We start from the raw sequence: 24,097 nt of genomic DNA, 5'->3' as shown, positions 1-24,097 counted from the left end.
GACCGCTGGTAGTGCTAGGACCTCTCGGCCGGGTGGAGCGGTGTCACATTGACCACGCTGATCGCAGCCGTTGACGTGTCATCCGGGTCTGCCGAGTCAGCGGAATCGCTGTCCTCCGAGGGCACAGACCTTTCAGCCTCCCCGGTGTCTACGGCTGATACCGGTTCACCGCTTCCCTCTGGGACGGGCGGATGAGACTGCCCGGGAGGCCCTGCAACAGTCGCCGAAGCGGCCGGTATGGCCGCTACCGTAACGGTTGGACCGGCGTCGGGAATTGCCGCGACGCTGACGGGAAGCTGCTGGCCGGCCGGAGTTTCAGGTGCCTGCAACACAGCGGCCTCTTCCTCAGCCGCTTGCGCTGCTTCTTCTTCGCGTCGGGCCTGCTCCTCGATGTCATCGGCCAGTGTTTGGAGCATGGACTCAGCTTCGGCGGTCATGCTCTGGTGTCCGGCCGCCATGGCCTTGACCAGGTACTGGGCGAGGGCGAATTCTGCCAGCAGCGCTGCACGACGGAGCAGGTGGCCATCCGGGGTCTCCCGGCGTGCCTGGGTGTAATGGGTCAGGACGGCATCAACGAACGTGGCTTCATTGGACGCAACCAGCCACGCGAAGTCGTCGGCAGGGTCACCAATCCTGAGGTCGGTCCACCCCGTCAAGGCAGTTACGGAGTCGTCCTGCACCATGAGGTTGTCTTCATGGAGGTCTCCGTGGACCACTGATGTATTGAACCGCCAGAGGGCAACGTCTTCGAGGGCGTGTTCCCAACGGCGAAGGAGAGTGGCCGGAATCTTCCCGGTGGTTGCCGCTTGGTCCAGTTCATTGAGCTTGCGCTGCCGGAACTCATTGGCAGAGTAACTCGGCAGGTCCGCGTTGGTCACGAGGGTCAACGGGAGGTCGTGAATGGCTGCCAGGGCTGCCCCGATCTCCTGGGCCAGGGCGAGGCTGCCTGCGGAAAGTTCATCTATGGACAGCGTCGAGCCCTGCAGGTGGGCGTATACGAACGTGGTGAGGACGCCTTGACGCACGGTGCCGGCGATGGTTGGCACGTGGAAGGGCAGCTCGGCACGGATGGCCGGCGCAAAAGCACGCAGCACCATGAACTCGGTCTCCAGCCGCGTGCTGGCTTCCGGATGGCGTGGGCAACGGACGCGCCAGCGTTTGCCTTCCGAGTCGAGCAGCAGCGCCGAGTCGAAATCGGCGTCGTCGTCGGGGGAAAAGGCTGTAGCCGTCGGCGCCAGGCCAGGCACCGCCGCGGTTGCTATGGCGGCCAGTTCGAGCGGTGTTCTTCTCACGTTCTCCACGGTAGATTGAGTGTGGCCTGTGGCCATGATGCAGTGCGGCGAGTCTTCAGATCCGCAGCAAAACAGGGCAATTGTGCCTCCCCGGCAGTCCGGTATGGACGCATCCACAGGGCGGGGACCTTCCAAATGTTTTTTGTCGGTACGAATCAGTACGGTAGATACATGAGTTATACGGAGTCGCGGGCGCTGGCCAACCACCTGATGGACACTGTTCTTCCAGTGCGCCCTGCCATGGTGGATCGCGGCTCCGGGGTGCGGATGAAGCCCGGCATGGTTGAAGATCTCATCGCGTCCGGCACGGCAAAGGCCATGGTGATCTCCCAGCGCAAGGCGCTGGTGACTGCCGATGGGCTCTGGTTCGGGGATGCCACACCGCTGTGGAACGTCCTCAACGGAGCCGACGGCGGTGCTGCCGCGGCCATTTATCTGGGCACCACTCTGGGACCTTCCTCCTTGGCGGAAGGCACGTCCGTTCTGCTTTTCACGGTTGCTGAACCTCCCGCGCCGGGCACTGCCACGGTACCTGCGGACGCCCAATGGGCCGGCTTCCGGGACGTCGCTGCGCGTTTGGACGCCAATGACACCGCCTTGTTCATCGAGGCCAGCGCAATCTCCAACTGGCACGCCACGCACACTCACTGCCCTCAGTGCGGAAATCCCACCGACGTCGAGGCCGGGGGCTGGGTGCGCCGTTGTCCCCGGGACAATTCGGAGCACTATCCGCGAACCGACCCTGCAATTATCGTCACGGTTGTTGGACCTGACGGCCGCATCCTTCTTGGTGGCGGTGGTCCTACAGACGCCAGGAACTATTCCACGCTCGCCGGCTTTGTTGAGCCCGGTGAATCGCTGGAGCAGGCCGTTGTGCGTGAAATCGGGGAAGAAGTAGGCGTCCGTGTAACGGCTTGCCAGTATCTCGGTTCGCAATCCTGGCCGTTCCCTGCCTCACTGATGTTGGGCTTCACCGCCGTCACGGAAGACACTGTTGCCAGGCCGGATGGCGTTGAAGTCACCAGGGCGCGCTGGTTCAGCCGCGAAGAGCTCCAGGACGCCGTCTCCAACGGCGAGATCACCATCTCGACTCGCCTGTCCATTGCTCGTTCACTGATTGAACATTGGTACGGCGGCGTCATCGAAGACCTACAGCCGTGACCGAAGACATTTTCGACGCCGGCGGTTCACTTGAGGAACGCATCCTCGGCGGCTTGGATGAAGAACAGCGGGAAGTAGCCAGTACCCTGACGGGGCCGATGTGCGTACTCGCCGGGGCCGGCACTGGAAAGACGCGTGCCATTACCCACCGCATTGCCTACGGAGTCCATTCCGGCGTTTACAGCCCGCAGCGCCTGCTGGCGGTGACATTTACGGCGCGGGCGGCGGCCGAGATGCGCAGTCGGCTTCGCGACCTCGGGGTGGCCAACGTGCAGGCCCGTACCTTCCATGCCGCTGCCCTGAGGCAGCTGCAGTTCTTCTGGCCGCAGGCCATCGGCGGTACCTTGCCGAATCTGTTGGACCATAAAGCCAACATGATCGCAGAAGCATCCCGCAGGCTCCGGCTCAGTACTGATCGGGCGACCATCAGGGACCTGGCTGCCGAAATTGAATGGGCCAAGGTGTCCATGCTCACGCCGGCCAACTACCTCGAGAACGCCCAGGACCGGGGAACGCCTGGTGGCTTTGACCTGACGGCTGTGTCCAGGGTCTTCCAGGCATATGAGGACATCAAGACAGATCGCAACGTCATCGACTTCGAAGACGTCCTCCTGATCACGGTGGGTATTCTCCAGGAGGATCCGAAAGTCGCCGCAACCGTCCGTGAACAGTACCGTCACTTTGTGGTGGACGAGTACCAAGACGTATCGCCGCTGCAACAGCGGCTCCTGGATTTATGGCTCGGCGGCAGGGACGAGCTGTGTGTGGTGGGCGATGCCAGCCAAACGATCTACTCCTTCACCGGCGCCTCACCCAAGCACCTGCTCGGCTTCAAGGCACAATTCCCTGGGGCAACCGTCGTCAAGCTCATTCGCGACTACCGGTCCACACCGCAAGTGGTGAAGTTGGCCAATGACCTCCTCGGTTCCCGTCGAAGCGGTGGACCGGTGGCGGATGCCGCATGGGCGCCGCCGCTCAAGCTCGTCGCGCAGCGGCCAGCCGGTCCGGAACCGCGGTTCATGGAATGCCCGGATGACGAAGCCGAGGCCGCCGTGGTGGCAGGCCGGATCCAGGAACTGCTCAACACCGGAGTCAAAGCCAGTGAGATCGCAATCCTTTTCCGCACGAATGGCCAGTCGGAGGCCTACGAGCAAGCCCTTGCTTCAGCGGGCATCGGCTACCAGTTGCGGGGAGGCGAGCGGTTCTTCGCCCGCAAGGAAGTCCGCGACGCCATCCTCCAACTGAGGGCCGCAACGCGGGCAGTGGCCGAGGGGCCCCAGGAAGCACTGGGACAGATTGTTCGTGACATCGTTGCGTCGCTTGGCTACACGGATGCCGCACCGCACAGCGGGGGAGCCCTCCGGGAGCGTTGGGAATCATTGGCTGCCTTGGTCGCGTTGGCGGACGAACTAGCCATCAGCCGCGGCGAGTCCTTCACGTTGGCCGAATTCGTCAATGAACTCCAGGAACGCTCGGTGGCGCAGCATGCACCCACGGTCCAGGGCGTGACCTTGGCGTCCCTCCACGCTGCCAAGGGCCTGGAATGGGATGCGGTGTTCCTCGTGGGCCTCAGCGAAGGCCTTATGCCCATTTCCTTTGCGGACACTCCTGAGGACGTGGATGAGGAACGCCGGTTGCTCTACGTCGGGATTACCCGGGCACGGGAGCACCTCACTTTGTCTTGGTCCACGGCCCGGACGCCGGGTGGCCGCGCCAACCGCAAACCCTCACGGTTCCTTGACGGACTTCGCCCTAATTCGGTGGCGTCGGCCAGCGCCCGCAGCAAGACAGGTCCCACGCGCCGTAAGGCGGCTGTTCCGGCGTCATGCAGGGTGTGCGGGAGTATGCTCGCCAGCGGAGCCGAACGCAAGGTCGGGCGCTGTAACCAGTGCCCGCCTTCATACGAGGAACAAACTTTCGATGCGTTGAGGCAGTGGCGCAAGGATGAAGCGAAGTCCGCCGATGTCCCGGCGTACGTCGTCTTCACGGACGCCACCCTCACGGCGATCGCAGAGGCCAAACCGTCCTCCCTTGAAGAACTGGCCGGCCTTGCCGGAATTGGACCGTCCAAGCTTGAACGCTATGGCGAAGCAGTCCTGGCCGTCCTGACTGAGAGCAGCGAACTCTGATGCCCCGCCCACCGGCCGGGTCGGCAGAGATTCCACTGGTCACCGACGACGGTGCTCCGGTAGTGGTGCGTCGTTCGGTCAGACGGCGCAGGACTGTTGCAGCCTTTTGGGAAGACGGCAAGGCCGTTGTGGCCATCCCGGCCACCTTCACCACATCCCAGGAACGGGAATGGGTCCACCGGATGCTGGCCAAGTTGAAGAAACAGGGCGAGCAAAGATCCGGCCGGGGCAAGCGCCGTCCGGCCACCGATGAAGTACTGGCTGAGCACGCCGCCCACCTCTCCCGGACGTACTTGGGCGGCCGGGCAGTTCCGACGTCGGTACGTTGGGTCAGCAACCAGAACTCGCGCTGGGGTTCGGCTACTCCGGCGGATGGCACGATCAGGCTCTCGAACAAGCTTCAGGCCATGCCCCAGTGGGTCATCGACTACGTCCTGGTGCACGAGCTCGCGCACTTACTGGTGGCTGGGCACAACGCCGACTTCTGGCGGCTCGTTGAGGCCTACCCAGAGACCCAGCGTGCGAAGGCCTTCCTGGAGGGCGTTGCCTTTGCTACGGCCAGGGGCCTCCCGGCAGATTCGGACTCGACGACTTAACGCAGCTTAACGAAGCAACGGCCGCCAATGGAATGGCGGCCGTTGCTTACGAGGACTTATTTGGCTGGGGATTCCGGATCGGTGTCGTCCGTTTCAGTTTCGTTGCCGGGGCCGTTCCCGGCGGGATCGCCTTGTGTATCGGACTTTTCTGAAGTGCTGTCCTGGGCTTCTTCAGCATCGTAACCGCCGCTCAACAGCTTCTGCAGGGCATCATCAACTTCGCTGTCACTGGCCTCGGCAAGCCTCCGGCGTTCGGAGAACCCCTTGGGATCGTCAAGGTCTTCACCGGTTGGCAGCAGGTCCGGGTGGTGCCAGATCGCATCGCGACCGGCGATGCCGCGTTCTTCCTTCAGGGTTGCCCACAGTGTGGCAGCCTCCCGGAGCCTGCGCGGACGCAGTTCCAGACCGACAAGGGACGAGAAAGCGTGCTCGGCAGGTCCGCCAGTGGCCCGACGACGCCGTACGGTTTCGCGGAGGGCGGTCGCAGAGGGCAGGACCTTGTCGGTAGCCTCAGCTGTGAGTTCGTCCACCCAGCCTTCAACAAGCGCCAGTGCTGTTTCGAGCTTCTCCAGTGCAGCTGTCTGAACCGGGGTGCGTTCCGGGGTGAAGACGCCCTGCGAGAGTGCTTCCTGGATTCCCTCGGGGTTGCTGGGATCAAGATCCCTGGCCAGGTCTTCTATGCGGGACATGTCGATGTGGATGCCGCGGGCGTATGCCTCAATGGCACCCAGCAGGTGTCCGCGCAACCACGGTACTTGGACGAACAGGCGGGCATGGGCTGCTTCACGAACGGCGAGGAAGAGCCGGACGTCGTTCTCGGGGAGGCTGAGGCCTTCGCCGAACTTGGCCACATTGGCCGGCAGCAGTGCCATTTCAAGATCTGCCAACGGGACGCCGATGTCGGTGGAGCTGACAACCTCTGCCGAGAGCGCGCCGATTGCCTGACCCAGTTGCATACCAAAGATGGCGCCGCCCATGTTTTGCAGCATGGACGAGGCGCCGCCCATCATGGACTTCATTTCCTCGGGCAGCTGCTGGGTGAGCGCGTTGGACAAGGCATTGGCGACGCTGTTCGCCACGGGTTCGGTGAGTCGCTTCCAGGTGCCAAGTGTCGCTTCAACCCACTCGGCCCGGGACCATGCGCGGCCGATGAGGCCTGTTGCCGAGAGATCAGTCACGGGGTCAAGCCAAAGTTCGGCGAGCCTGAGAGCTTCGTCGATCTCTTTGGCCTGCATGGCGTTGACGGAGGGATCGCTGCCGGTCGCTGCAACGCGCCGCGCATTTTCGTGGGCGAGCTGCCAGTTCACAGGGCCTTCGGAGGTCGAGCTCATCATGGCCTGGACCTGCGCGAACATTTGCTGGAGCAGCTGGGGATCGTTGGGCAGGCCTGCGGCCTTGGCCAGCTCGGCGGGATCGATGCTGCCCATGCCCTGGCCACCCATCAGGTTCTGCAGCATTTCTGCCAGGGGATCCTTGGGGGTGTCGTCGTCTTCGTTGGACGGGTTGTTGGGGTTGGATGTCATGGTGCCGCCGATCGTCGAACTGGCTGGTGATCTCTTTCACCGTACCCCGCAGCCGGTATGCTGTCTGCCCGGATACGGCGCCGTTCGCTGTAGGCAAAGCAGTGCCGCAACGTTGGACCGCGTAGTGTTGATGCTTGGTATGTGCCGCCGTTGTCTTCGGTGGCAGAAGCCATGGAACCGGTCAAGCAGTGCCGGCATAGAGAGGCCTCAATGCTTACTTCGCCCAGCCCCGAGGGCTCATTGGACCCGCGTCAAACACCCGACGCCGATTCCTCCTCAGTGCCTCCGGCACCTCCCCGCGACACCAGGTACATGATCATGGTGATCTCAGGCTTGCTGGCCCTGGGCCTCGGCATTGGTGCTGCAGCGTTGCCGGTTCCATACGTTATCGAGTCGGCCGGGCCCACCTTCAATACCTTGGGCAAGGACGGCGATAAACCGGTCATCAGCATTTCGGGCCGTGAGTCCTTCCCTGCCAATGGCAACCTGGATCTGACCACCGTCGTCATGACCGGCGGCCCGAAGAGCCCGGCGACCATTTTCGATGTCTTCCGGGCCTGGCTGGACAGCTCAAAGGCCATTTATCCGGAGGAGCTCATCTACCCCAAAGGCACTACTGCTGAGCAGACTGTGCAAGAGGGCGAGATTGCCATGGAGACGTCCCAGGAGAACGCCTTTGCTGCCGCATTGCGCGAGCTGGACATCCCGTTCGAGCAAAAGCTGAACGTCGCTGGTCTCTCGGAAGCATCACCTTCGGCTGGGAAAATTCAGCAAGGCGATCTCCTGAAGTCCATTAACGGCAAGGCCATTACCTCCATGAGCGTGATCCAGGCTGAGCTGGCCGCGGGAGCCGGCGCGCCGGTCGCCGTCGTCGTGGAAAGGAACGGTACTCCAGTGACGGCAACAATCACTCCCACCAGGAATGCGGCTGACCGCTATGTTCTGGGTGTGCTCCTGGCCAGTGATTTCATCTTTCCATTCGACGTCAGTATTTCCTTGGAGAACGTGGGAGGGCCCAGCGCCGGAATGATGTTCGCCCTGGGCATTATCGATAACCTCACACCGGGGGACCTGACGGGCGGCAAACACGTGGCAGGTACGGGCACCATCACTGCCGATGGCGCCGTGGGACCCATCGGTGGCATTGCCCAGAAGATGATCGGAGCCCGGCAGCAGGGGGCCACTATGTTCCTCGCGCCGGCCGCCAATTGCGCCGACGTGGTGGGCCATGTGCCGGACGGACTGCAGGTAGTCAAAGTGGAAACGCTGGCAGACGCTACCTCCGCCGTGGAGCGACTCGGGTCCGGAGAAGACACGACGGGCCTTCCCACCTGCACAAACAACTAGACTGGCGGTGGAACTTAGCTTCACCGCCACTCGTGGCATATATGACGGCCTCCGCCATATCCCAGCGGCAGAGAAAGTCAACCACTCGCATACCGACTGTTCACTGACACCAATGAGGTACAGAGTTTGTCCCGTCCCGCCAGCTCCAACCCGCCCGGAAGATCACCGCTGAGACGAGGTGCCCTTACTCCGACGCTAATTGTCGTGGCTGTGGCCGTCGTCGGGTTCATTTTCTTCGCCAATGTGTGGACTGACGTCCTCTGGTACCAGCAGCTTGGTTTCTTCGAAGTCTATATACGCGAAAACCTGGCCAGGATCATCACGTTCCTGATCGGTTTCGCCATGATGTTCGCTGCTGTTTTCTTTGCCATCAGGATCGCGTACCGTTCCCGCCCCGTCTATGCTCCGGATGCCGAGTCACGGGACAACCTGAATCGCTACCAGGCCCAGCTTGAGCCTGTTCGCAGGGTCGTCATGATCGGCCTGCCCATCCTGTTCGGTCTATTTGCCGGCAGTGCCGCAGCCAGCCAGTGGCAGAAAGCCTTGTTGTTCTTCAACCAGGAGCCCTTCGGTCAGACGGACCCGCTGTTCAACCTCGACATCAGCTTCTACCTGATGTCGCTGCCGTTCCTCGGCTTCGTCACCGGGTTCCTCATCAGCATCGCCGTTGTGGCCGGTATCGCGGGCATCCTGACCCACTACCTTTACGGCAGCATCCGCCTGATGGAACGCGGCATCTTCACCAGCCGTGCTGCCCAGATCCATATCGCAGTGACAGGTGCGCTTTTCCTGATCCTGCTCGGTATTAATTTCTGGCTCGACAGGTACACCACGGTGCAGAGCAACTCCGGCCGCTGGGCCGGTGCCCTGTACACAGACGTCAATGCCGTGGTGCCCACCAAGGCAATCCTCGCCGTTGCTGCCGGCCTCGTTGCCATCCTGTTCATCATTGCCGCGATCATCGGGCGCTGGCGCCTGCCGGTCATCGGTACTGCAATGCTTGTCATCACGGCCATCCTGGCCGGTGGCGTCTATCCGTGGGTTATCCAGCAATTCCAGGTACGCCCCTCGGAAAACACCTTGGAAAAGGAGTTTATAGACCGCAACATCAAGATGACACGGGCCGCCTATGGCCTGGACCAGATTGATGTATCGGCCTACAATGCCACCACCACTGCCACAACCGGTGCACTCGCTGCAGATGCCCAGACCACTGCAAACATTCGCCTTCTGGACCCGAACCTGATTTCTTCCGCGTTCGCCCAGTTGGAGCAATACCGCCCGTATTACCAGTTCCCGCAGACCCTGAATGTTGACCGTTACATGGTTGATGGCAAGGTCCAGGACACGGTGATTGCTGTCCGCGAGCTCAACCCGGATGGCCTGAGCGCCAACCAGCAGACATGGGTTAACCGCCACATTGTGTACACCCACGGTTATGGTGTGGTCGCAGCCAAGGGCAACAAGTTTACGGCCGACGGCAAGCCGGAGTTCCTGCAGTCGGGCATCCCGTCCAATGGTGTCCTCGGCAACGACACCACGTATGAGCCCCGCATCTACTTCGGTGAGAACTCGCCCGAGTACTCCATCGTGGGTGCACCGGACGGGGCTCCGAACCGTGAGCAGGACCGGCCAGCAGGCAGGGAAGGCGGTGGAGAGACCCAGTACACATTCAGTGGCAACGGTGGACCCAACGTTGGAAACTGGCTCAACCGGATTTTGTACTCCATTAAGTTCCAGTCTTCGGACCTTTTGCTGTCCGATGGCGTCAATGCTGAGTCCCAGATTCTGTATGAACGCAACCCCCGCGAACGCGTCGAGAAGCTGGCTCCGTACCTGACTGTTGACGGTAACGCCTATCCGGCTGTCGTTGACGGCCGCGTGAAGTGGATCGTTGACGGCTACACCACCAGCCAGTATTTCCCGTACTCGCAGCCGCAGCAGTTGCAGAACGCGACTGCTGACTCGCAGACAAGTGCCGGCCGGACTGTTGCCCTTCCGAACAGCTCAGTCAACTACATCCGGAACTCCGTCAAGGCCACAGTGGATGCCTACGACGGCTCCGTGAACCTCTACGCCTGGGACGATCAGGACCCCATCCTGAAGGCTTGGCAGAAGGTCTTCCCGACCGTCATCAAGCCTTACTCGGAGATGTCCGGGGATCTCATGAGCCACGTCCGGTACCCGGAGGACCTCTTCAAGGTCCAGCGTGAACTGCTCGGCCGCTACCATGTGACGGACCCGGACAGCTTCTACCAGAACAACGATGCTTGGAGCGTTCCGAACGATCCCACCGTATCGGAGGCCGTGAAGCAGCCGCCGTTCTACATGTCCCTGCAAATGCCTGACCAGGAAAAGCCGGCCTTCCAGCTGACGTCGTCCTTCATCCCGCAGACGGTAAACGGCAGCGCGAGGAATATCCTCTACGGCTTCCTCGCTGCTGACTCTGATGCCGGCAACGTGAAGGGCGTCAAGGGGGAGAGCTACGGAAAGCTGCGGCTCCTGGAGCTTCCCACCGATACGCAGGTTCCAGGTCCTGGACAAGCGCAGAACAAGTTCAACTCTGATCCAACCGTGTCCCAGGCATTGAACCTCCTGCGACAGGGAGCGTCGGACGTCTTGAACGGCAACCTGTTGACCCTTCCTGTAGGTGGCGGCCTTCTCTACGTGCAGCCCGTCTACTTGAAGTCCACCGGTGAGACGTCCTACCCGACGTTGCAGCGCGTGCTGGTGGCCTTCGGTGACAAGATCGGCTTTGCCCCGACCCTGGACGAGGCACTCGATCAACTGTTCGGTGGCAACTCCGGTGCTACGGCCGGCGACGCGGACAACAACGGCCAGACGCCCACTGCACCTCCTGGCACCACCACGCCGCCCACTGGCCCGACCGATGCCAAGGCTGACCTCAAGGCAGCATTGGACGAGGCCAACAAGGCGATCCAGGATGGCCAGGCTGCCCTGGCCAAGGGTGACTTTGCCGCCTACGGGGCCCAGCAGACCAAGCTTTCAGACGCCTTGAAGAAGGCTCTGGACGCGGAAACACGTCTGGGCGCCACGACGACTCCGACGGCGACGCCGGAGGCTACTCCCAGCGCCACACCGTCGGCTTCGCCGAGCAGCTAAGCGGCGACAGTGACTGCAGAGGGCCTGTGCCCGCTTCCTTCGGGAGCGGGCACGGGCCCTTTCGCGATGGGGGAGATGTACATCACGTAGCCAGGATTTGGTCTCCCATTCACCGGGCGGTAATGTTGTTCTTGCGACGCGGGGTGGAGCAGTTCGGTAGCTCGCTGGGCTCATAACCCAGAGGTCACAGGTTCAAATCCTGTCCCCGCAACTGGAGAAAAGGTCCGGATCAGTAATTACTGATCCGGACCTTTTGTTTTGCCCGAAATTGCCCGGAGCCACGAACCTGATCACCTTTCCCGTGAGGATCCAGTGGAAGCCGCGCATGCTGGAAGTGATCTGCGGCACCATTGCCCTCATATGGTCAGAAGTACCCTGAGGGGTGCGGTAGAGTTGTTCTTGCGACGCGGGGTGGAGCAGTTCGGTAGCTCGCTGGGCTCATAACCCAGAGGTCACAGGTTCAAATCCTGTCCCCGCAACTGGAGAAGAGGTCCGGATCAGTAAATACTGATCCGGATCTCTTGTTTAACGCCGTCCTCCTTTGGTGAGCAGGCAGTTGGCTGTTGAGCAGGGAGCCGGAATGCCGGTGCTAGCATCGGATCCGGATTTGCTGAGGCTAGACAACGGATGGGATGGCGCTATGGTCAACGAAGACTTCAACCCCGGCCTCAATCGTGAAGTCCTTCAGAGGGACAGCCCTGTCGCGGTCTATCAGCAGGTGGCTGAAGTTCTCACGGACCAGGTCAGCCGTTTGGAGCCCGGGTCACGGATACCGACCGAAGAGTCCTTGATGGACGAGTACGGCATTAGTCGTACTACCGTCCGCAAAGCCATCGAAACGCTCGTGGTGAAGGGTTTGCTGGTCCGCAGGCAGGGCAAGGGGACATTCGTGATGGCCCAGCGTCCCGTCAAGATGCTGAACCGTCTGGCGCCATTCATGGAGACGTTCACGGCGGCAGGCATGAAGACCGTCAAGGGCCTCATCGAATACAAATGGATGGAAAAAGACAAGTCAGTACCGGCCAAGCTGGTCTCTGATGACAACCTCGTCCTGGTGATCCGCCGTTCGTACTCAAGCGCCGGCTGGCCTTATGCCATTGCAGAGATCTTCATCCCGTCGCAGATCGGACGCCATATCAGCCTGGCGGATGCCGAGCGGAACTCCATTTACCAGGTCATCCAGGACAGGACGCTGAAGCCGCTCCAGCGGGCGGAAATCACCGTCACGATGCATGAGCCCCCGGAACACCTTGCAGACGCTCTCAACGTCCGTGGCTTTGCCATGGTGCCGCGACTGGAGCGGACGACGCTGGGCCCTCACGGGGAGGTCCTGGAATGTACGGTGACGTACTTCCATCCCAGGGGTTTCGAGATCCGCGCTGAAGTGGCAACGGATGTCAGTCCCGGGCAGGATTCAGTTGTGCAATCACCTGCGGGGTAAATAGACATCAGACAACAATGGGCCGGATCCTTGCAGGATCCGGCCCATTGCCTTGGTTCAGTTGTACGTCACAGGCGCTCCGCCTGATGGTTACTAGAGCTTGTCGAAGTCGGCTTCGTCGACGGTAGCGCCGGTTGAAGCAGGAGCTCCGGCGCCGATGGCCGGCTTGGAACCACCGGACTTCAGGGCTGCAAGGCGGGCTTCAATCTCCGTCTGCTCACCGAGGTCCTCGAGCTGGTTGAACTGGGCGTCGAGGCTGGAGCTGGCAAGCTCCTGCTGGCCCAGGACCTTGGCTTCTTCGCGGCGGATCTTCTCTTCGAAGCGGCCAACCTCGCTGGTGGGATCCATGATGTCGATGCTCTTGAGGGCGTCGTGTACCTGGGACTGGGCCGCTGCGGTCTTGGAGCGGGCAACGAGCTCGTTGCGCTTGGCGGTCAGCTGGTTGAGCTTGTTCTTCATCTGGTCAAGCCCGGTCTTGAGCTTGTCGACGACCTCTGTCTGGGACGCAATGCTCGGCTCAGCCGACTTTGCCTCTGACTCCGCAGTCATCTGGCGCTGGATGGCCACCTTGGCAAGGTTGTCGAACTTCTGGGCATCGACGGAATCGCCGGCGGAGCGGTACTCGTCGGCCTTGCGGGATGCGGCGAGGGCCTTGTTGCCCCAGTCCTGGGCGTTCTTGATGTCCTCGTTGTAGTCCGCCTGCAACATCCGAAGATTGCCGATGGTCTGGGCCACGGCTGACTCGGCCTCGGCAATGTTGTTCGTGTAGTCGCGGACCATCTGGTCCAGCATCTTCTGCGGGTCCTCAGCCTGGTCCAGCAAGGCATTGATGTTTGCCTTGGCGAGCTGCGAGATCCGACCGAAAATGGACTGCTTAACCATGGTGTTGCCTTTCGTCCTGCTCAGTGGTGCCACTGAAGTCAGTGATCAGTTGTTGTACCGCTTCTATGCGGGGCATGGACCCCACCTAGTCTGTCGGGCTAGAAACTGCCGGAGTCTCCGCCGCCGAAGTCGCCTCCGCCGCCGCCCCAGTCTCCGCCGCCACCGGAATCGCCACCGAAGAAGCCACCGCCGCCTCCGCCGTCGTTGTTGCCGCCCCAGCCGCCTCCGCCGCCGTTCAGGATGGAATTGATGAGGATACCGCCGAGGATGGCGCCGCCAAGGCCGCCGCCTCCGCCGCCACCGCCGAACATGCCACCGCGTCCGTAGCCTTGGCCCTGGTCTGCGTAGCCGAACTGGTCGACGTCGGACTGTGCAAGTTGGGCCGCCTGGGCAGCAAGTGAGTGCGCCTGCTGGGCGTAGGTCAGTGCCGTCACAGGATCATTGCGTGAGATGGACAGCGCGTAATCCAGATTGCGCTGAGCCTCGGCCAACCTGGTCCGGGCTTCCGTACCTACGCCGCCGCGTCGGGCAGTGATGTAGTCCGAGGTGGCGCTGATCTGGGCCTGGGCAGCCATGATGGTCTGCTGCAGTGATGCTTGCGCCCGGCGGGCCTGCTCCTGCTGGTCGCGAATACCGGACAGTGACTGGTCCAGGGCTTGATGGGCTGATTCCACCCGGCTGAGCGTAGCGATGGGATCAATCTTTCCGCCCTGGATCTCGGTTTTCACCTGTGCCAAGGCGGCTTCCACACCGGCTACGGGGCCAGCAAGTTCGGGGTGCTCACCCGATTGGATCATGGCCCTGGCCTGGGCGAGGTCCTGGCTGGTCTCCGCAACTGCGCCTTCCAGGGAGGCACGTGCCTCATCCAGGCTGCCGGCCGTCTTGGAGATGGCATCGATCAATACGTTGGTTTGGTGCAGGCTTTCCTCGGCGGCACGAACGGCCACTGCGGCCAGGCTGTTCTCGCCGGCCGCCAACTTCTCCTGGGCTGCGGTGACGGCGTTCTGCACGAATGCGAGGCGCTCTTTTGCCTGCAGGATGTTATCGGAGACCTGCGTCAAGGCAGAGTCGGCGTACTTGGCGCGCAAGCCATCCAGCGACTGTTCTGAGTTGGCGATCTTGGAATCCGCGTCCCTGGCTCCGGCGGACACTGCCGCCAAGGCCTGCGGGGCGTTCTTTTCAAGCTCACGCAACGAGTCAAAGTCGGCCTTCTGGTCTCGCAGCGAAGCAAGTGCTGCCTCTGACCTGCGGATGATTTCGCCGAGCCAGCTCCGCTGTTGTTCTTCGGTGTCCGGGATGTGGTCATCAAGCTGCTGCTGCAACTTGAAGGACTCCGTCATGTGGCCCTTTGCTTCTTCAAGGGCTTTGGTGAAGTTGCCGATCGCGGAATCACCATACTGGGCCTGTGCGAAGCCGAGTTCCTGTTCGCTGGACTTGATGGCGTCGTCGGCCTCGATCAGCAGTGAGCCGCTCTTCTGACGTAGCTCCGGGATGCTCAGCCCAGCGAGAGGGTCCAGCTGCTCACCTTGCGGTCCATAGCTAGCGCTGGTGGCCTGGCTGCTGCCCTTCTTGCGGCGATTGCGCAAGTACAGGTACGTCCCTGCGCCACCGGCGGCTACTACACCGACTCCAACGAGGACGCCAACACCGGCGTTGCCGCTGGGCACTGTCCCGCTTCCACCGCCTGCGGCATCGCCGATGGCAGCAGCCGTATCTATGGCTGCTTGGGCGTAGTCCTTCTTGCCGCCTGCCAGATTGGCAACAACGGCGTTCTGAGCGATTGCCGACTGCTTGGAGTAGATGGAGCTGCCCGAGTTCAGGGCAAAGTTGTACTGGCCAGCCGTGGAAATTGCCAGAATGGCGTCCGGCTTGCCCATGAGCTTCTTATCGGCAACGGCCTTGGTCCACTCCTTGGGGTCCGAGGGGTTGGTGAAGGAATCCACGGTGACAACGTACAGGTTGTACTTGTGGTCCTTGAGAGTCTTTTGGATGGCTTCCTGGACCTCGCCTTTTCGGCTGCCCAGGACGTTGGCGTCGTCCACGATGTTCTGCCCGGACGGAATGGTCACCGGATCGACAGCCCAAGCCGCTGTGGCCGGGAAGGCCAACAGTCCAGCCACGCCAATTCCGGCGAGTACGCGTTTAAATATTGACCGCATGTGCAACCCTTCAGCACGTCTGCGACTGGAACAAGGCGTACCAATCGTCACAGAATGCTCAGCGCCCCCACGCATGGTGTAAAGCCGCAGGTCGCTGTGGCAATTCCTCTTGATTCTATGGTGCACCCCCTAACCCGTCCACAGGGGTGAATATGCCACCAGCGAAATATAGGAGAGAGCAGGATTGTCCAGGCGTTAAGGGCAATTGCGGAGGGGCTGAAAGGGTCTTACTGAGCCTTTCAGGAAGCTCCCAGCGAACGTCCGCTTTTGTTCCAGTTATTGGGTCCATAGTTGTTGAAGACGAGGACGAAAGGAAGACCCATGACGGAGAACCCAGCGCAGGGCACCGCACCGGAGGACCGCGAGCCATCCGAGCCGCGGGACACCACCAGCGACAACACCGATGCCACCGCCACCCAGCAGCAGCCTGCCTGGACTTCAGGGCACGAGCCTTCAGGGCAGGAGGCAGGTGCCGGAAACGGTGCACAGCCCACCACGCCACTGCCAGCGTTCCAGCCGCCTGCAAGCCCGGCTGGCCGGCGGGATCAGGAGAACGCGCCGACACAGCATGCCAGTCAGCACGCAGCCCCTGCCCAGCAGGCACCCCAGCAATACACAGCACAGCACCCAGGGCACCACGCAGCACCCGCCCAACCGTCCGGCCAGCCCAATGCCACCCAGCAGCAGCCGCAGTACTACGGCGCTCCGCAGCACCAGGATCCGGCGAACCGCCCGAACTACCCCCAGCACCAGCCGTTCTACGGCACGGGCGCAAACCCCCAGGGACAGCACGGCCCTGGAATGCAGCACGCACCCGGTAACTCAACGGTCGCCACCAAGCGCAAGCCCGCGTTCGGCGTCGGAACCCTCGTAGCCAGCATGCTCGCGGCGGGCCTCATCGGTGGCGGTGTAGTGGCCGGAAGCAACGTGCTCTGGGACCAGCCGGCTCCGGCAGCGTCGACGAGCGGACAGTCCAGCACGGTCATCGTCAACAACAAGGATGACGTCAACGTGATCACTGCGGCAGCTGCCAAGGCATCGCCGAGTGTTGTAACGATCAAGGCAACCAGCGGCAACGAGGGCGGAACCGGTTCAGGCATCATCCTCGATGACCAGGGCCATATTCTCACCAACACGCATGTCGTGACCCTGGACGGTGCCACGGCCAATGCCGCCATCGAGGTACGTACAAGCGACGGCAAGGTCCTCAAGGCCACAGTTGTAGGCACGGACCCACTCTCGGACCTCGCGGTGATCAAAGTCAGCGACGCGTCCGGGTTGGTTCCGGCAACGCTCGGTGACTCCTCCAAGATCAATGTGGGGGACACCGCCGTCGCCATCGGTTCGCCTCTGGGCCTGACGGGTACGGTGACGGACGGTATCGTCTCCACGCTCAACCGCACCATCAGCGTTGCCTCGTCTGCCGTGCCGGAAGGCACACCCGACGAGAGCCAGGGCGGCGACGAAGGCTTCCAGTTCGCGCCTCCAAACGGTGGCCAGAGCCAGTCAACAGCCAACGAAGGCTCCATTGCCATCAACGTCATCCAGACAGACGCCGCCATCAACCCCGGTAACTCCGGTGGTGCGTTGGTGAACAGCAAGGGTGAGGTCATCGGCGTCAACGTCGCCATCGCGTCTGCCGGCAGCGGAACGTCCGAGTCGTCCAGTGGCAACATCGGTGTTGGCTTCAGTGTCCCGATCAACCATGCCAAGCGCGTGGCACAGGAAATCATCGACACCGGCAAAGCCAGCCACGGCCAGTTCGGTGTGTCGGTCCGTTCGAAGTCGTCCACAGGGAGTGATTCCGGCTTCTCTGTCGGCGCCGAAGTTGCCTCAGTGACCACCGGTTCGGCGGCAGCCAAAGCAGGACTCAAGGTAGGCGACGTTGTCACCAAGTTCGGCGACTACACGGTGAGCGACCCGAACCAGCTGACGGCTGCGGTACGGGAACAGCCGGCCGGTGCCAAGGTCAAGGTCACCATTGAACGCGGCGGCCAGGCCCAGGAGGTTGAGGTAACCCTCGACGCCGCCCAGCAGTAGGCAGCGGGAACAGCGCACGACGGCGGGCCGACACCTTTGGGTGTCGCCCGCCGTTTTGCCGTACCCGGCACAGCATCAGCCCAACGAAAGTCACGCGGGCAGCTGAAACAGGGGTTAACGCTGGGAGTGGCTTTCTGCGGGCAATATGCTTAGCTAGGACGAGCCCACGCGCTGGGCAATTCACGGCCACGCTGCTGCGGTTGGCCGTCCACAAGCATGGAAGGCTGCTTCGAAGACAGTGGAAGAGACATTGAAGATTGTCGTTCTGGTCAAGCACGTCCCGGACGCGCAGTTCGACCGGCACATTACCGGATCCGGAAACACCACCGACCGTGATGAGAGCATCTTGTCCGAGCTGGACGAGTACGCCCTTGAGGCAGCGCTGCAGCTGGCCGAGGAACACGGCGGCCCGAAGGCCGGCAACGAGGTCATTGCCTTGAGCATGGGTCCCTCCGGTGCCGTCAACGCGGTGAAGAAGTCATTGCAGATCGGCGCTTATTCGGGCGTTCACCTCAGCGATGACGCTTTGGCCGGTTCTGATGCAGCTGCCACCTCGCTGGCCCTCGCCGCCGCTATCCGCCACATCTCGGCTGATGGCCGCCCGGTGGACCTGGTCCTCACAGGCATGGCGTCCACCGACGGTGAGACGTCGCTGATCCCGGCCCAGTTGGCCGAACGCTTGTCCTATCCGCAGGTGACGTTCGCGTCCAGCCTTGAGGTTGCGGGCAATCAGGTCACCGCCCGCCGTGACGCCGGCGCCTTCTCTGAAACGGTGGAAGCGCAGCTCCCTGCCGTGGTTTCGGTCACCGACCAGATCAACGAGCCGCGCTACCCCAATTTCAAGGGCATCCTGGCCGCCAAGAAGAAGAAGATCGCGTCCCTGTCGCTCTCGGACATTGGCGTGGATGCCTCGCAGGTGGGTCTCGCCGGTTCTTGGACAGTGGTGGAATCCGCAGAGGCGCGTCCGCCGCGGACAGCAGGCACCATCATCACCGACGACGGCGACGCCGGCATCAAGCTGGTCGACTTCCTCGCCGCACAGAAGCTGCTCTAAAGGGGATTCCAACCATGGCAAATGCACTTGTTTTCATTGACAACCCCGGAGCGGCTCTCAAGAAGAGCAGCCTGGAACTCCTGACCATCGCCCGCTCGCTGGGGGAGACCGCCGTCGCGTTCACCGGTGAGCTGAACGACGACGTCGCAGCCACCTTGGGTGCCTACGGCGCCACTACGGTCTACCTGCCGTCGGAGGAGGACCTCGACAACTACCTGGTTGGCCCGAAGGCTGCCTACCTCGCCGCTGCAGTGGCCTCCTCGGGAGCCACGGCAGTCCTCCTGGACAACTCTCCGGAGGGCAAGGAAATCGCGGGCAGGCTCGGTATCAAGCTCAACGCCGGCGTGATCACTGACGTCGTGGGCGTTGAAGCCGATGGCACCGCGCACAAGTCTGTTCTTGCCGGCTCGTACAACACCACGGCGAAGGCAACTACTCCGGTCACAGTTCTTTCGGTCAAGGCGAACAACGTAGAGCCTTCGCCGGTTGGTGCCGCGGCTGCCCCGGCCACTGCAACGATTGAAGTACCGGCGGGCGCGATCGCCAACTCTGCCCGCATCGCTGCCCGGACCGAGAAGCCGGTCAGCGGCCGCCCGGACCTCAGCGAAGCGAGGATCGTCGTAGCCGGCGGCCGCGGCGTTGACGGCGACTTCGCTCCGGTTGAAGAGCTCGCAGATGCCTTGGGCGCTGCGGTGGGCGCCTCCCGTGCCGCCACCGACGCAGGCTGGATCGGTCACGACGCCCAGGTGGGCCAAACCGGTGTCACGGTTTCGCCCCAGTTGTACATCTCGGCCGGCATCTCAGGCGCAATCCAGCAGAAGGCCGGAATGCAGACCTCCAAAGTCATTGTGGCCATCAACAAGGATGCAGAATCGCCGGTGTTCGAGATTGCCGACTACGGCATCATCGGTGACCTGTTCAAGGTTCTCCCACAGGCCACGGCCGAGATCAAGAAGCGGAAAGGCTGATCCCTTTGCCTACTGGCGCTATGTCAGCAAAGAGCCCGTTCGACGCCTCCACGGAGCGCGTCGAGCGGGTGCTTTGTTTTACTGCCCACCCTGACGACATCGACTTCGGCGCTGCTGGCACCATTGCAGCGTGGACTGCGGCCGGCGTCGAGGTCAGCTACTGCATCATGACCGACGGGGACGCCGGCGGTTTCGATCCGGCCGACAGGGATCGGATCACTGAACTCCGCGCAGAGGAGCAAAGGCGGGCGGCCGCCCTGGTAGGTGTCACCGACATCCATTACCTCCACGAGCTAGATGGCTACCTTGAACCGACACATGGCGTCATCAAGCAGGTTGTGAAGCTGATCCGCGAAATCCGGCCGGACATCGTGCTGACCATGCACCCGGAACGGAACTGGGACCGACTTCAAAAGAGCCACCCGGACCACCTGGCGGCCGGGGAAGCCGTAACCCGGGCGGTTTATCCGGCGGTGGAGAATCCCTTTGCCTATCCAGAACTGGCCGAGGCCGGTCTGGGTGCCTACAAGCTGCCGTGGTTGTGGTTTATCTCCAGCCCCGAAGCCAGGGAGAACCACTTTGTGGATGTCTCAGGACACGTCGAGGCCAAGCTCGAGGCCATCCGTGTCCATGCAAGCCAGCATCCCGATATTGAAGGCATGGAGCGCGTTGTCAGGAGCATGCTGTTGGCGAACGGCGAGCGGGCCGGCCTGACTGCGGGTACCAGTGCTGAGGCCTTCCACGTGGTGTCCGTCAACGGTTCAAGCACCATCGCAGGTTTCTGACGTTGCCGTGGTGTAACCCGTGTCATATGCTTGATCTCGGTTAAATCATATTTATTCGAGGAAGGCAGACTTTGATGGCGAAGACTGCGCAACAACCCGTACTGGTGATTATGGGAGTCTCCGGTTCCGGCAAATCGACTGTAGCCGGTGTTCTTGCCGGCAAGCTGGGGTGGGATCTCGCCGAAGGCGACGACCTGCACCCGGAGGCGAATGTAGCCAAGATGCAGTCGGGGCTGGCCCTCAGCGATGAGGACCGCTGGCCCTGGCTGGGCATTATTTCGGACTGGATCCGCGAGCGGGCGGATGCAGGAACCCCGGCGATCATTACGTGCTCGGCTCTGAAAAAGAAGTACCGCGACGTGCTTCGCGGCGAGGGAGTGGTGTTCGTCTTCCTGCAGGGGAGCAAGGACAAGATCTCCGATCGTCTGGCATCCAGGCACGGCCACTTCATGCCGCCATCACTCCTGGAATCGCAGTTCGACGCCTTGGAGGAGCCCACGGAAGACGAGAACCACATCTCGCTGTGCGTTTCGGCTTCGCCGGCAGAAGAAGCCGACGAAGTCATTGAACGGCTCGGTCTCCGGCCCGCAGGCGCCGGCCCCGAAGCGACAGCCTCGTGAGGGTCCTGGAAACCGCGACGCAAGTACAGGAATGGACCGGGCACGACACCCAACTTCTTGTGGTGGCCGCGCTGGGCATTGCCCTGATTGTCGTGTTGATTGCCAAGCTCAAGCTTCATCCGTTCCTTGCGCTGGTGCTGGGCTCGGCCTTCGTTGGCCTGGCCTCCGGCGTGGAACTGGGCAAGGTCATCACCAACTTCGAAGACGGGGTTGGTGGTGTCCTCAAGGAAGTCGGGCTGCTCATTGCCCTGGGAGCCATGCTCGGGAAGTTGCTGGCCGATTCCGGTGGCGCCAACCGGGTAGTGGACACTTTGCTGGCAAAAGCCAGCGGCAACAAGTTGGTCTGGATGATCACGCTCGTGGCGGTCATCATCGGGCTGCCCATGTTCTTCGAAATCGGGCTCGTCCTGCTGCTTCCGGTGATTGTCCTGGTGACGCAGCGGTCCAAGATGAAGCTGATGCGCATCGCCATTCCGGCGTTGGCTGGCCTATCTGTGCTTCACGGGCTCGTGCCGCCGCATCCGGGACCACTCATTGCGATCAGCGCAGTCAAAGCCGAACTGGGAACAACCCTCGGTTTGGGCATCCTCGTGGCGGTTCCCACGGTCATCATCTGTGGTCCGCTCTTTTCGCGGTTGGCGGCCCGGTGGGTCCCTGTTGACGCGCCCGCCGTGGCCGGAGGTATCGACACCCAGCACGCGGCAGACATGAGCGAAGTCAAGCGCCAGCCCTCGTTCCTGGTTACTCTGTTGACCATCATCTTCCCCTTGGTCCTGATGCTGCTCAAGGCGCTGGGCGGCATCATCTGGCCAAACCCCGAAACGGCACCAGCCATCCGGATCTTCTTCGACTTCGTGGGCCAGCCTTTGGTGGCCATGACGCTGGCTGTGCTCCTTGCAATCGTGACCTTCGGTTACGCCGTGGGCTTCACCGGCAGCAAGATCACCTCGAAGGTGGGTGAAAGCCTTGGGCCGATCGCCGCGATCCTCCTCATTGTGGGAGCGGGCGGCGGTTTCAAGCAGACGCTGATCGGCGCCGGGGTAGGGGATGCCGTCAAGAAATGGGCCGAAGGTGCCAACATGTCGGTCCTGGTGCTCGGCTTCATCGTGGCTGTGGCTCTCCGCCTTGCCACTGGCTCAGCCACGGTTGCCACGGTAACGGCCGCGGGAATTGTGGCGCCACTGGCGAGCAGCCTGAGCCCGACGCATGCTGCCTTGCTGGCCTTGGCAATTGGCGCAGGCTCGCTGTTCCTGTCCCACGTCAACGACGCCGGATTCTGGTTGGTCAAAGAACTCTTCGGGCTCACCGTTGGACAGACATTCAAGACCTGGTCGGTCATGGAAACCCTGATCTCCGTGGTGGGTTTCGGGTTCGTGATGCTTCTATCGCTCGTCTTATAGCTACTGAAAGTACCGACACGCACGACGGCGGCCGTCCCCAAAGTGGGACGGCCGCCGTCGTGCATTAACTTCCCGAGCGTCAGGCGCTGAGCGCGACCACCAGGACCGGCTCAGTGGTGGGGGCGCTCGATCCGCCTGTGGGTTCCACCGTGATGGCTACGGACGATGCCGATGCCAGGCCCTTCACAACGGCGGGCTTGGAGAGCGTCTGGGCGTCCATGGTGCCCTGGGGTACGGGGGCCGACCCGTCCTTGGGAAGGGTCCACAATTGGTAGACCTTGCCTTCCGGCGCCGGGGCAACTCCATCCATCAGGACCACGAACGAGTCTTTGGCTGATGACGCGGAGATAGTGGCTGTACCGCCGCCGGGAACCGGCGCGGACTTCTTCTGGACATCCTGTGCTTGCAGCACCTGGTTGACTGGGTCATTCTGCGCCGAGACGTAGGTGCCGACTCCGATGCCGCCGAGAGCGATGACGGCTGCAGCGGCTGCCCCAACGATCCATCGGCGCGCGCCACCAGTCCGGCTGCGCTCCTCGCGCTTCATTCTCGCTGCGGCAAGTTCATCGACGGCAGGGATTTCAGGTCCGGGACTTACCGGCTCTGCGGCGGGCTTCACGGAGGGATCGTTGGCAATACGCTCCATGATGTTGTCGAACAGGCCTGCAGGGGGCGCTTCCTCCGGCGCGAAGCTGACCGCCAGAGTCTCCCGGGCTTCACGAACCCGTTCGTGGAACTCCGGACCATCTGGAGCATCCTTGATGTAGTCGTCTATCAGGGCCCGTTCTTCGTCACTGACAGCGTTCAAAGCATAGATTTCAGCCAGTTCAAGGACGCGGCCCTCGGCGAGGTCGGTAGCGATGTCGTTGGCAAACATTCTGCGGATAAAGCCTCCACTGGTGTTCTCACTCATATCAACCCACCCCCAGGCAGGTCTTCAGGCGCAGCAGTCCATCCCGGATGCGGGACTTGATGGTCGGGACGGCAGCGCCGAGTTGCTCGGCGACCTCCCGATACGTCAAACCGCCGTAGTATGCGAGGCGGACGGACTCGCGCTGGGTGTCCGTGAGCGTTCCGAGGCATCGGCTGACGGCTTCGGCTTCCAGGTTCGTGTCAGCCTCTTCGACGACCAGGTCGCGGTCCGGGTCCAGGCTCGCTGCACCGTATTTGGCTTCACGGTCCGTTGCGGCCTGGACCGTGCGAACACGGTCGATGGCCCGTCGATGCGCAATGGTCATGAGCCAGGCCAGTGGGGTTCCGGCCGCGCGATCAAACTTCGCCGCTCCTTGCCACACCTGGATGAAAACCTCCTGGGTGGCGTCCTCGCTCAAGTCAGGGTCTATCAGGACGCGCCTGGCCATACCGAAGACCCGTCTGGAGGTCAGGCGGTAGAACTCGGCAAAAGCCTGCTGGTCGCCGGTGGCCACGAGCTCGAGCAAACCAGTCAACTGCGCATTCAAATCTGCTGCAGTGCCAGTAGCCTCAAAGACCGGGGGGCCGGGGTTGTTGGGGATGTCCATCACCGTCCAGCATATGTCGTCCCGTTTGAATGTGGCAGCACGTCCATGTTGTGTTGC

At 62.2% G+C, this 24,097-nt stretch carries 18 protein-coding genes and 2 tRNA genes; 14 read left to right on the top strand and 6 right to left on the bottom strand.

The features are described from left to right. Positions 1 to 14: 14 nt before the first annotated feature. Positions 15 to 1,292 carry a macrolide 2'-phosphotransferase gene (locus J3D46_RS20050; RefSeq protein WP_231337952.1) on the bottom strand — a complete coding sequence of 426 codons (1,278 nt, stop codon included), beginning with the start codon at positions 1,290 to 1,292 and terminating at the stop codon, positions 15 to 17. 171 nt (positions 1,293 to 1,463) lie between these two features. Here J3D46_RS20050 and nudC point away from each other — a divergent pair, with 171 nt between their 5' ends. The 3 genes from nudC to J3D46_RS20035 are packed head-to-tail and all read left to right on the top strand — an operon-like array spanning position 1,464 to position 5,178. Continuing rightward, on the top strand, positions 1,464 to 2,453 hold the full coding sequence (gene nudC, locus J3D46_RS20045; protein WP_231337953.1) for an NAD(+) diphosphatase: 990 nt from the start codon (positions 1,464 to 1,466) through the stop codon (positions 2,451 to 2,453). Next, the gene (locus J3D46_RS20040; protein ID WP_231337954.1) at positions 2,450 to 4,582 is read left to right on the top strand and encodes an ATP-dependent DNA helicase UvrD2; all 2,133 of its coding nucleotides are present in this window, start codon (positions 2,450 to 2,452) and stop codon (positions 4,580 to 4,582) included. The genes nudC and J3D46_RS20040 overlap by 4 nt, the downstream gene beginning before the upstream one ends. Next, positions 4,582 to 5,178, top strand: coding sequence for a M48 family metallopeptidase (locus tag J3D46_RS20035; protein ID WP_231337955.1), 597 nt, complete (start codon positions 4,582 to 4,584; stop codon positions 5,176 to 5,178). The genes J3D46_RS20040 and J3D46_RS20035 overlap by 1 nt, the downstream gene beginning before the upstream one ends. 56 nt (positions 5,179 to 5,234) lie before the next feature. On the opposite strand, the gene J3D46_RS20030 is transcribed toward J3D46_RS20035, so the two are convergent. After that, positions 5,235 to 6,701 carry a zinc-dependent metalloprotease gene (locus J3D46_RS20030; RefSeq protein ID WP_231337956.1) on the bottom strand — a complete coding sequence of 489 codons (1,467 nt, stop codon included), beginning with the start codon at positions 6,699 to 6,701 and terminating at the stop codon, positions 5,235 to 5,237. Between the two features lie 210 nt (positions 6,702 to 6,911). Here J3D46_RS20030 and J3D46_RS20025 point away from each other — a divergent pair, with 210 nt between their 5' ends. The 5 genes from J3D46_RS20025 to J3D46_RS20005 all read left to right on the top strand — a co-directional run bounded on the left by J3D46_RS20025 (position 6,912) and on the right by J3D46_RS20005 (position 12,612). Beyond that, positions 6,912 to 8,048, top strand: coding sequence for a PDZ domain-containing protein (locus J3D46_RS20025; protein WP_231337957.1), 1,137 nt, complete (start codon positions 6,912 to 6,914; stop codon positions 8,046 to 8,048). A gap of 126 nt (positions 8,049 to 8,174) precedes the next feature. Beyond that, positions 8,175 to 11,171, top strand: a complete 2,997-nt coding sequence (locus J3D46_RS20020) for a UPF0182 family protein (protein WP_231337958.1) — start codon at positions 8,175 to 8,177, stop codon at positions 11,169 to 11,171. A 137-nt stretch (positions 11,172 to 11,308) separates the two neighbouring features. Further along, a tRNA-Met gene (locus J3D46_RS20015) sits at positions 11,309 to 11,382 on the top strand. A gap of 194 nt (positions 11,383 to 11,576) precedes the next feature. Beyond that, positions 11,577 to 11,650: transfer RNA gene (locus J3D46_RS20010), tRNA-Met, on the top strand. 161 nt (positions 11,651 to 11,811) lie between these two features. Beyond that, on the top strand, positions 11,812 to 12,612 hold the full coding sequence (locus J3D46_RS20005) for a GntR family transcriptional regulator (RefSeq protein WP_231337959.1): 801 nt from the start codon (positions 11,812 to 11,814) through the stop codon (positions 12,610 to 12,612). A gap of 93 nt (positions 12,613 to 12,705) precedes the next feature. Here the strand turns inward: J3D46_RS20005 and J3D46_RS20000 are convergent, their stop codons facing one another. Both J3D46_RS20000 and J3D46_RS19995 read right to left on the bottom strand, forming a co-directional pair. After that, the gene (locus J3D46_RS20000) at positions 12,706 to 13,494 is read right to left on the bottom strand and encodes a PspA/IM30 family protein (protein ID WP_231337960.1); all 789 of its coding nucleotides are present in this window, start codon (positions 13,492 to 13,494) and stop codon (positions 12,706 to 12,708) included. Positions 13,495 to 13,592: 98 nt separating this feature from the next. After that, positions 13,593 to 15,653 (bottom strand): TPM domain-containing protein, encoded by a 2,061-nt coding sequence (locus J3D46_RS19995; protein ID WP_231337961.1) that lies wholly within the window; start codon positions 15,651 to 15,653, stop codon positions 13,593 to 13,595. A 321-nt stretch (positions 15,654 to 15,974) separates the two neighbouring features. On the opposite strand from J3D46_RS19995, the gene J3D46_RS19990 reads away from it, so the two are divergent. The 6 genes from J3D46_RS19990 to J3D46_RS19965 all read left to right on the top strand — a co-directional run bounded on the left by J3D46_RS19990 (position 15,975) and on the right by J3D46_RS19965 (position 22,520). Continuing rightward, a complete protein-coding gene (locus tag J3D46_RS19990) occupies positions 15,975 to 17,693 on the top strand; it encodes a trypsin-like peptidase domain-containing protein (RefSeq protein ID WP_231337962.1) in 1,719 nt (572 codons plus the stop codon). A gap of 250 nt (positions 17,694 to 17,943) precedes the next feature. Further along, positions 17,944 to 18,747, top strand: coding sequence for an electron transfer flavoprotein subunit beta/FixA family protein (locus tag J3D46_RS19985; protein ID WP_253468595.1), 804 nt, complete (start codon positions 17,944 to 17,946; stop codon positions 18,745 to 18,747). Positions 18,748 to 18,761: 14 nt separating this feature from the next. Then, positions 18,762 to 19,715, top strand: a complete 954-nt coding sequence (locus J3D46_RS19980; RefSeq protein WP_231337964.1) for an electron transfer flavoprotein subunit alpha/FixB family protein — start codon at positions 18,762 to 18,764, stop codon at positions 19,713 to 19,715. 20 nt (positions 19,716 to 19,735) lie between these two features. Beyond that, a complete protein-coding gene (locus J3D46_RS19975) occupies positions 19,736 to 20,500 on the top strand; it encodes a PIG-L deacetylase family protein (RefSeq protein WP_253468593.1) in 765 nt (254 codons plus the stop codon). Positions 20,501 to 20,574: 74 nt separating this feature from the next. Continuing rightward, on the top strand, positions 20,575 to 21,120 hold the full coding sequence (locus tag J3D46_RS19970) for a gluconokinase (protein ID WP_231337966.1): 546 nt from the start codon (positions 20,575 to 20,577) through the stop codon (positions 21,118 to 21,120). Beyond that, positions 21,117 to 22,520, top strand: a complete 1,404-nt coding sequence (locus J3D46_RS19965; RefSeq protein ID WP_253468591.1) for a gluconate:H+ symporter — start codon at positions 21,117 to 21,119, stop codon at positions 22,518 to 22,520. The genes J3D46_RS19970 and J3D46_RS19965 overlap by 4 nt, the downstream gene beginning before the upstream one ends. A 79-nt stretch (positions 22,521 to 22,599) precedes the next feature. Here J3D46_RS19965 and J3D46_RS19960 read toward each other — a convergent pair whose 3' ends face one another. Beyond that, on the bottom strand, positions 22,600 to 23,433 hold the full coding sequence (locus J3D46_RS19960) for an anti-sigma factor (protein ID WP_253468589.1): 834 nt from the start codon (positions 23,431 to 23,433) through the stop codon (positions 22,600 to 22,602). 1 nt (position 23,434) lies between these two features. Then, the gene (gene sigK, locus J3D46_RS19955; protein WP_256492644.1) at positions 23,435 to 24,040 is read right to left on the bottom strand and encodes an ECF RNA polymerase sigma factor SigK; all 606 of its coding nucleotides are present in this window, start codon (positions 24,038 to 24,040) and stop codon (positions 23,435 to 23,437) included. Positions 24,041 to 24,097 lie beyond the last annotated feature (57 nt).

The organism is Paenarthrobacter sp. A20 (assembly GCF_024168825.1).
Classification (GTDB): Bacteria; Actinomycetota; Actinomycetes; order Actinomycetales; family Micrococcaceae; genus Arthrobacter.
Note: the sequence above shows the minus strand (reverse complement) of the source record. Positions and strands in the feature narration are given on the sequence as shown.

Excerpts from the sequence above, each read along its gene's own strand:
- nudC (WP_231337953.1), top strand. The coding sequence starts at position 1,464 with ATGAGTTATACGGAGTCGCGGGCGCTGGCCAACCACCTGATGGACACT.
- J3D46_RS20035 (WP_231337955.1), top strand. The coding sequence starts at position 4,582 with ATGCCCCGCCCACCGGCCGGGTCGGCAGAGATTCCACTGGTCACCGAC.
- J3D46_RS20030 (WP_231337956.1), bottom strand. The coding sequence starts at position 6,701 with ATGACATCCAACCCCAACAACCCGTCCAACGAAGACGACGACACCCCC.
- J3D46_RS20025 (WP_231337957.1), top strand. The coding sequence starts at position 6,912 with ATGCTTACTTCGCCCAGCCCCGAGGGCTCATTGGACCCGCGTCAAACA.
- J3D46_RS20005 (WP_231337959.1), top strand. The coding sequence starts at position 11,812 with ATGGTCAACGAAGACTTCAACCCCGGCCTCAATCGTGAAGTCCTTCAG.
- J3D46_RS20000 (WP_231337960.1), bottom strand. The coding sequence starts at position 13,494 with ATGGTTAAGCAGTCCATTTTCGGTCGGATCTCGCAGCTCGCCAAGGCA.
- J3D46_RS19995 (WP_231337961.1), bottom strand. The coding sequence starts at position 15,653 with ATGCGGTCAATATTTAAACGCGTACTCGCCGGAATTGGCGTGGCTGGA.
- J3D46_RS19990 (WP_231337962.1), top strand. The coding sequence starts at position 15,975 with ATGACGGAGAACCCAGCGCAGGGCACCGCACCGGAGGACCGCGAGCCA.
- J3D46_RS19980 (WP_231337964.1), top strand. The coding sequence starts at position 18,762 with ATGGCAAATGCACTTGTTTTCATTGACAACCCCGGAGCGGCTCTCAAG.
- J3D46_RS19975 (WP_253468593.1), top strand. The coding sequence starts at position 19,736 with ATGTCAGCAAAGAGCCCGTTCGACGCCTCCACGGAGCGCGTCGAGCGG.
- J3D46_RS19970 (WP_231337966.1), top strand. The coding sequence starts at position 20,575 with ATGGCGAAGACTGCGCAACAACCCGTACTGGTGATTATGGGAGTCTCC.
- J3D46_RS19960 (WP_253468589.1), bottom strand. The coding sequence starts at position 23,433 with ATGAGTGAGAACACCAGTGGAGGCTTTATCCGCAGAATGTTTGCCAAC.
- sigK (WP_256492644.1), bottom strand. The coding sequence starts at position 24,040 with ATGGACATCCCCAACAACCCCGGCCCCCCGGTCTTTGAGGCTACTGGC.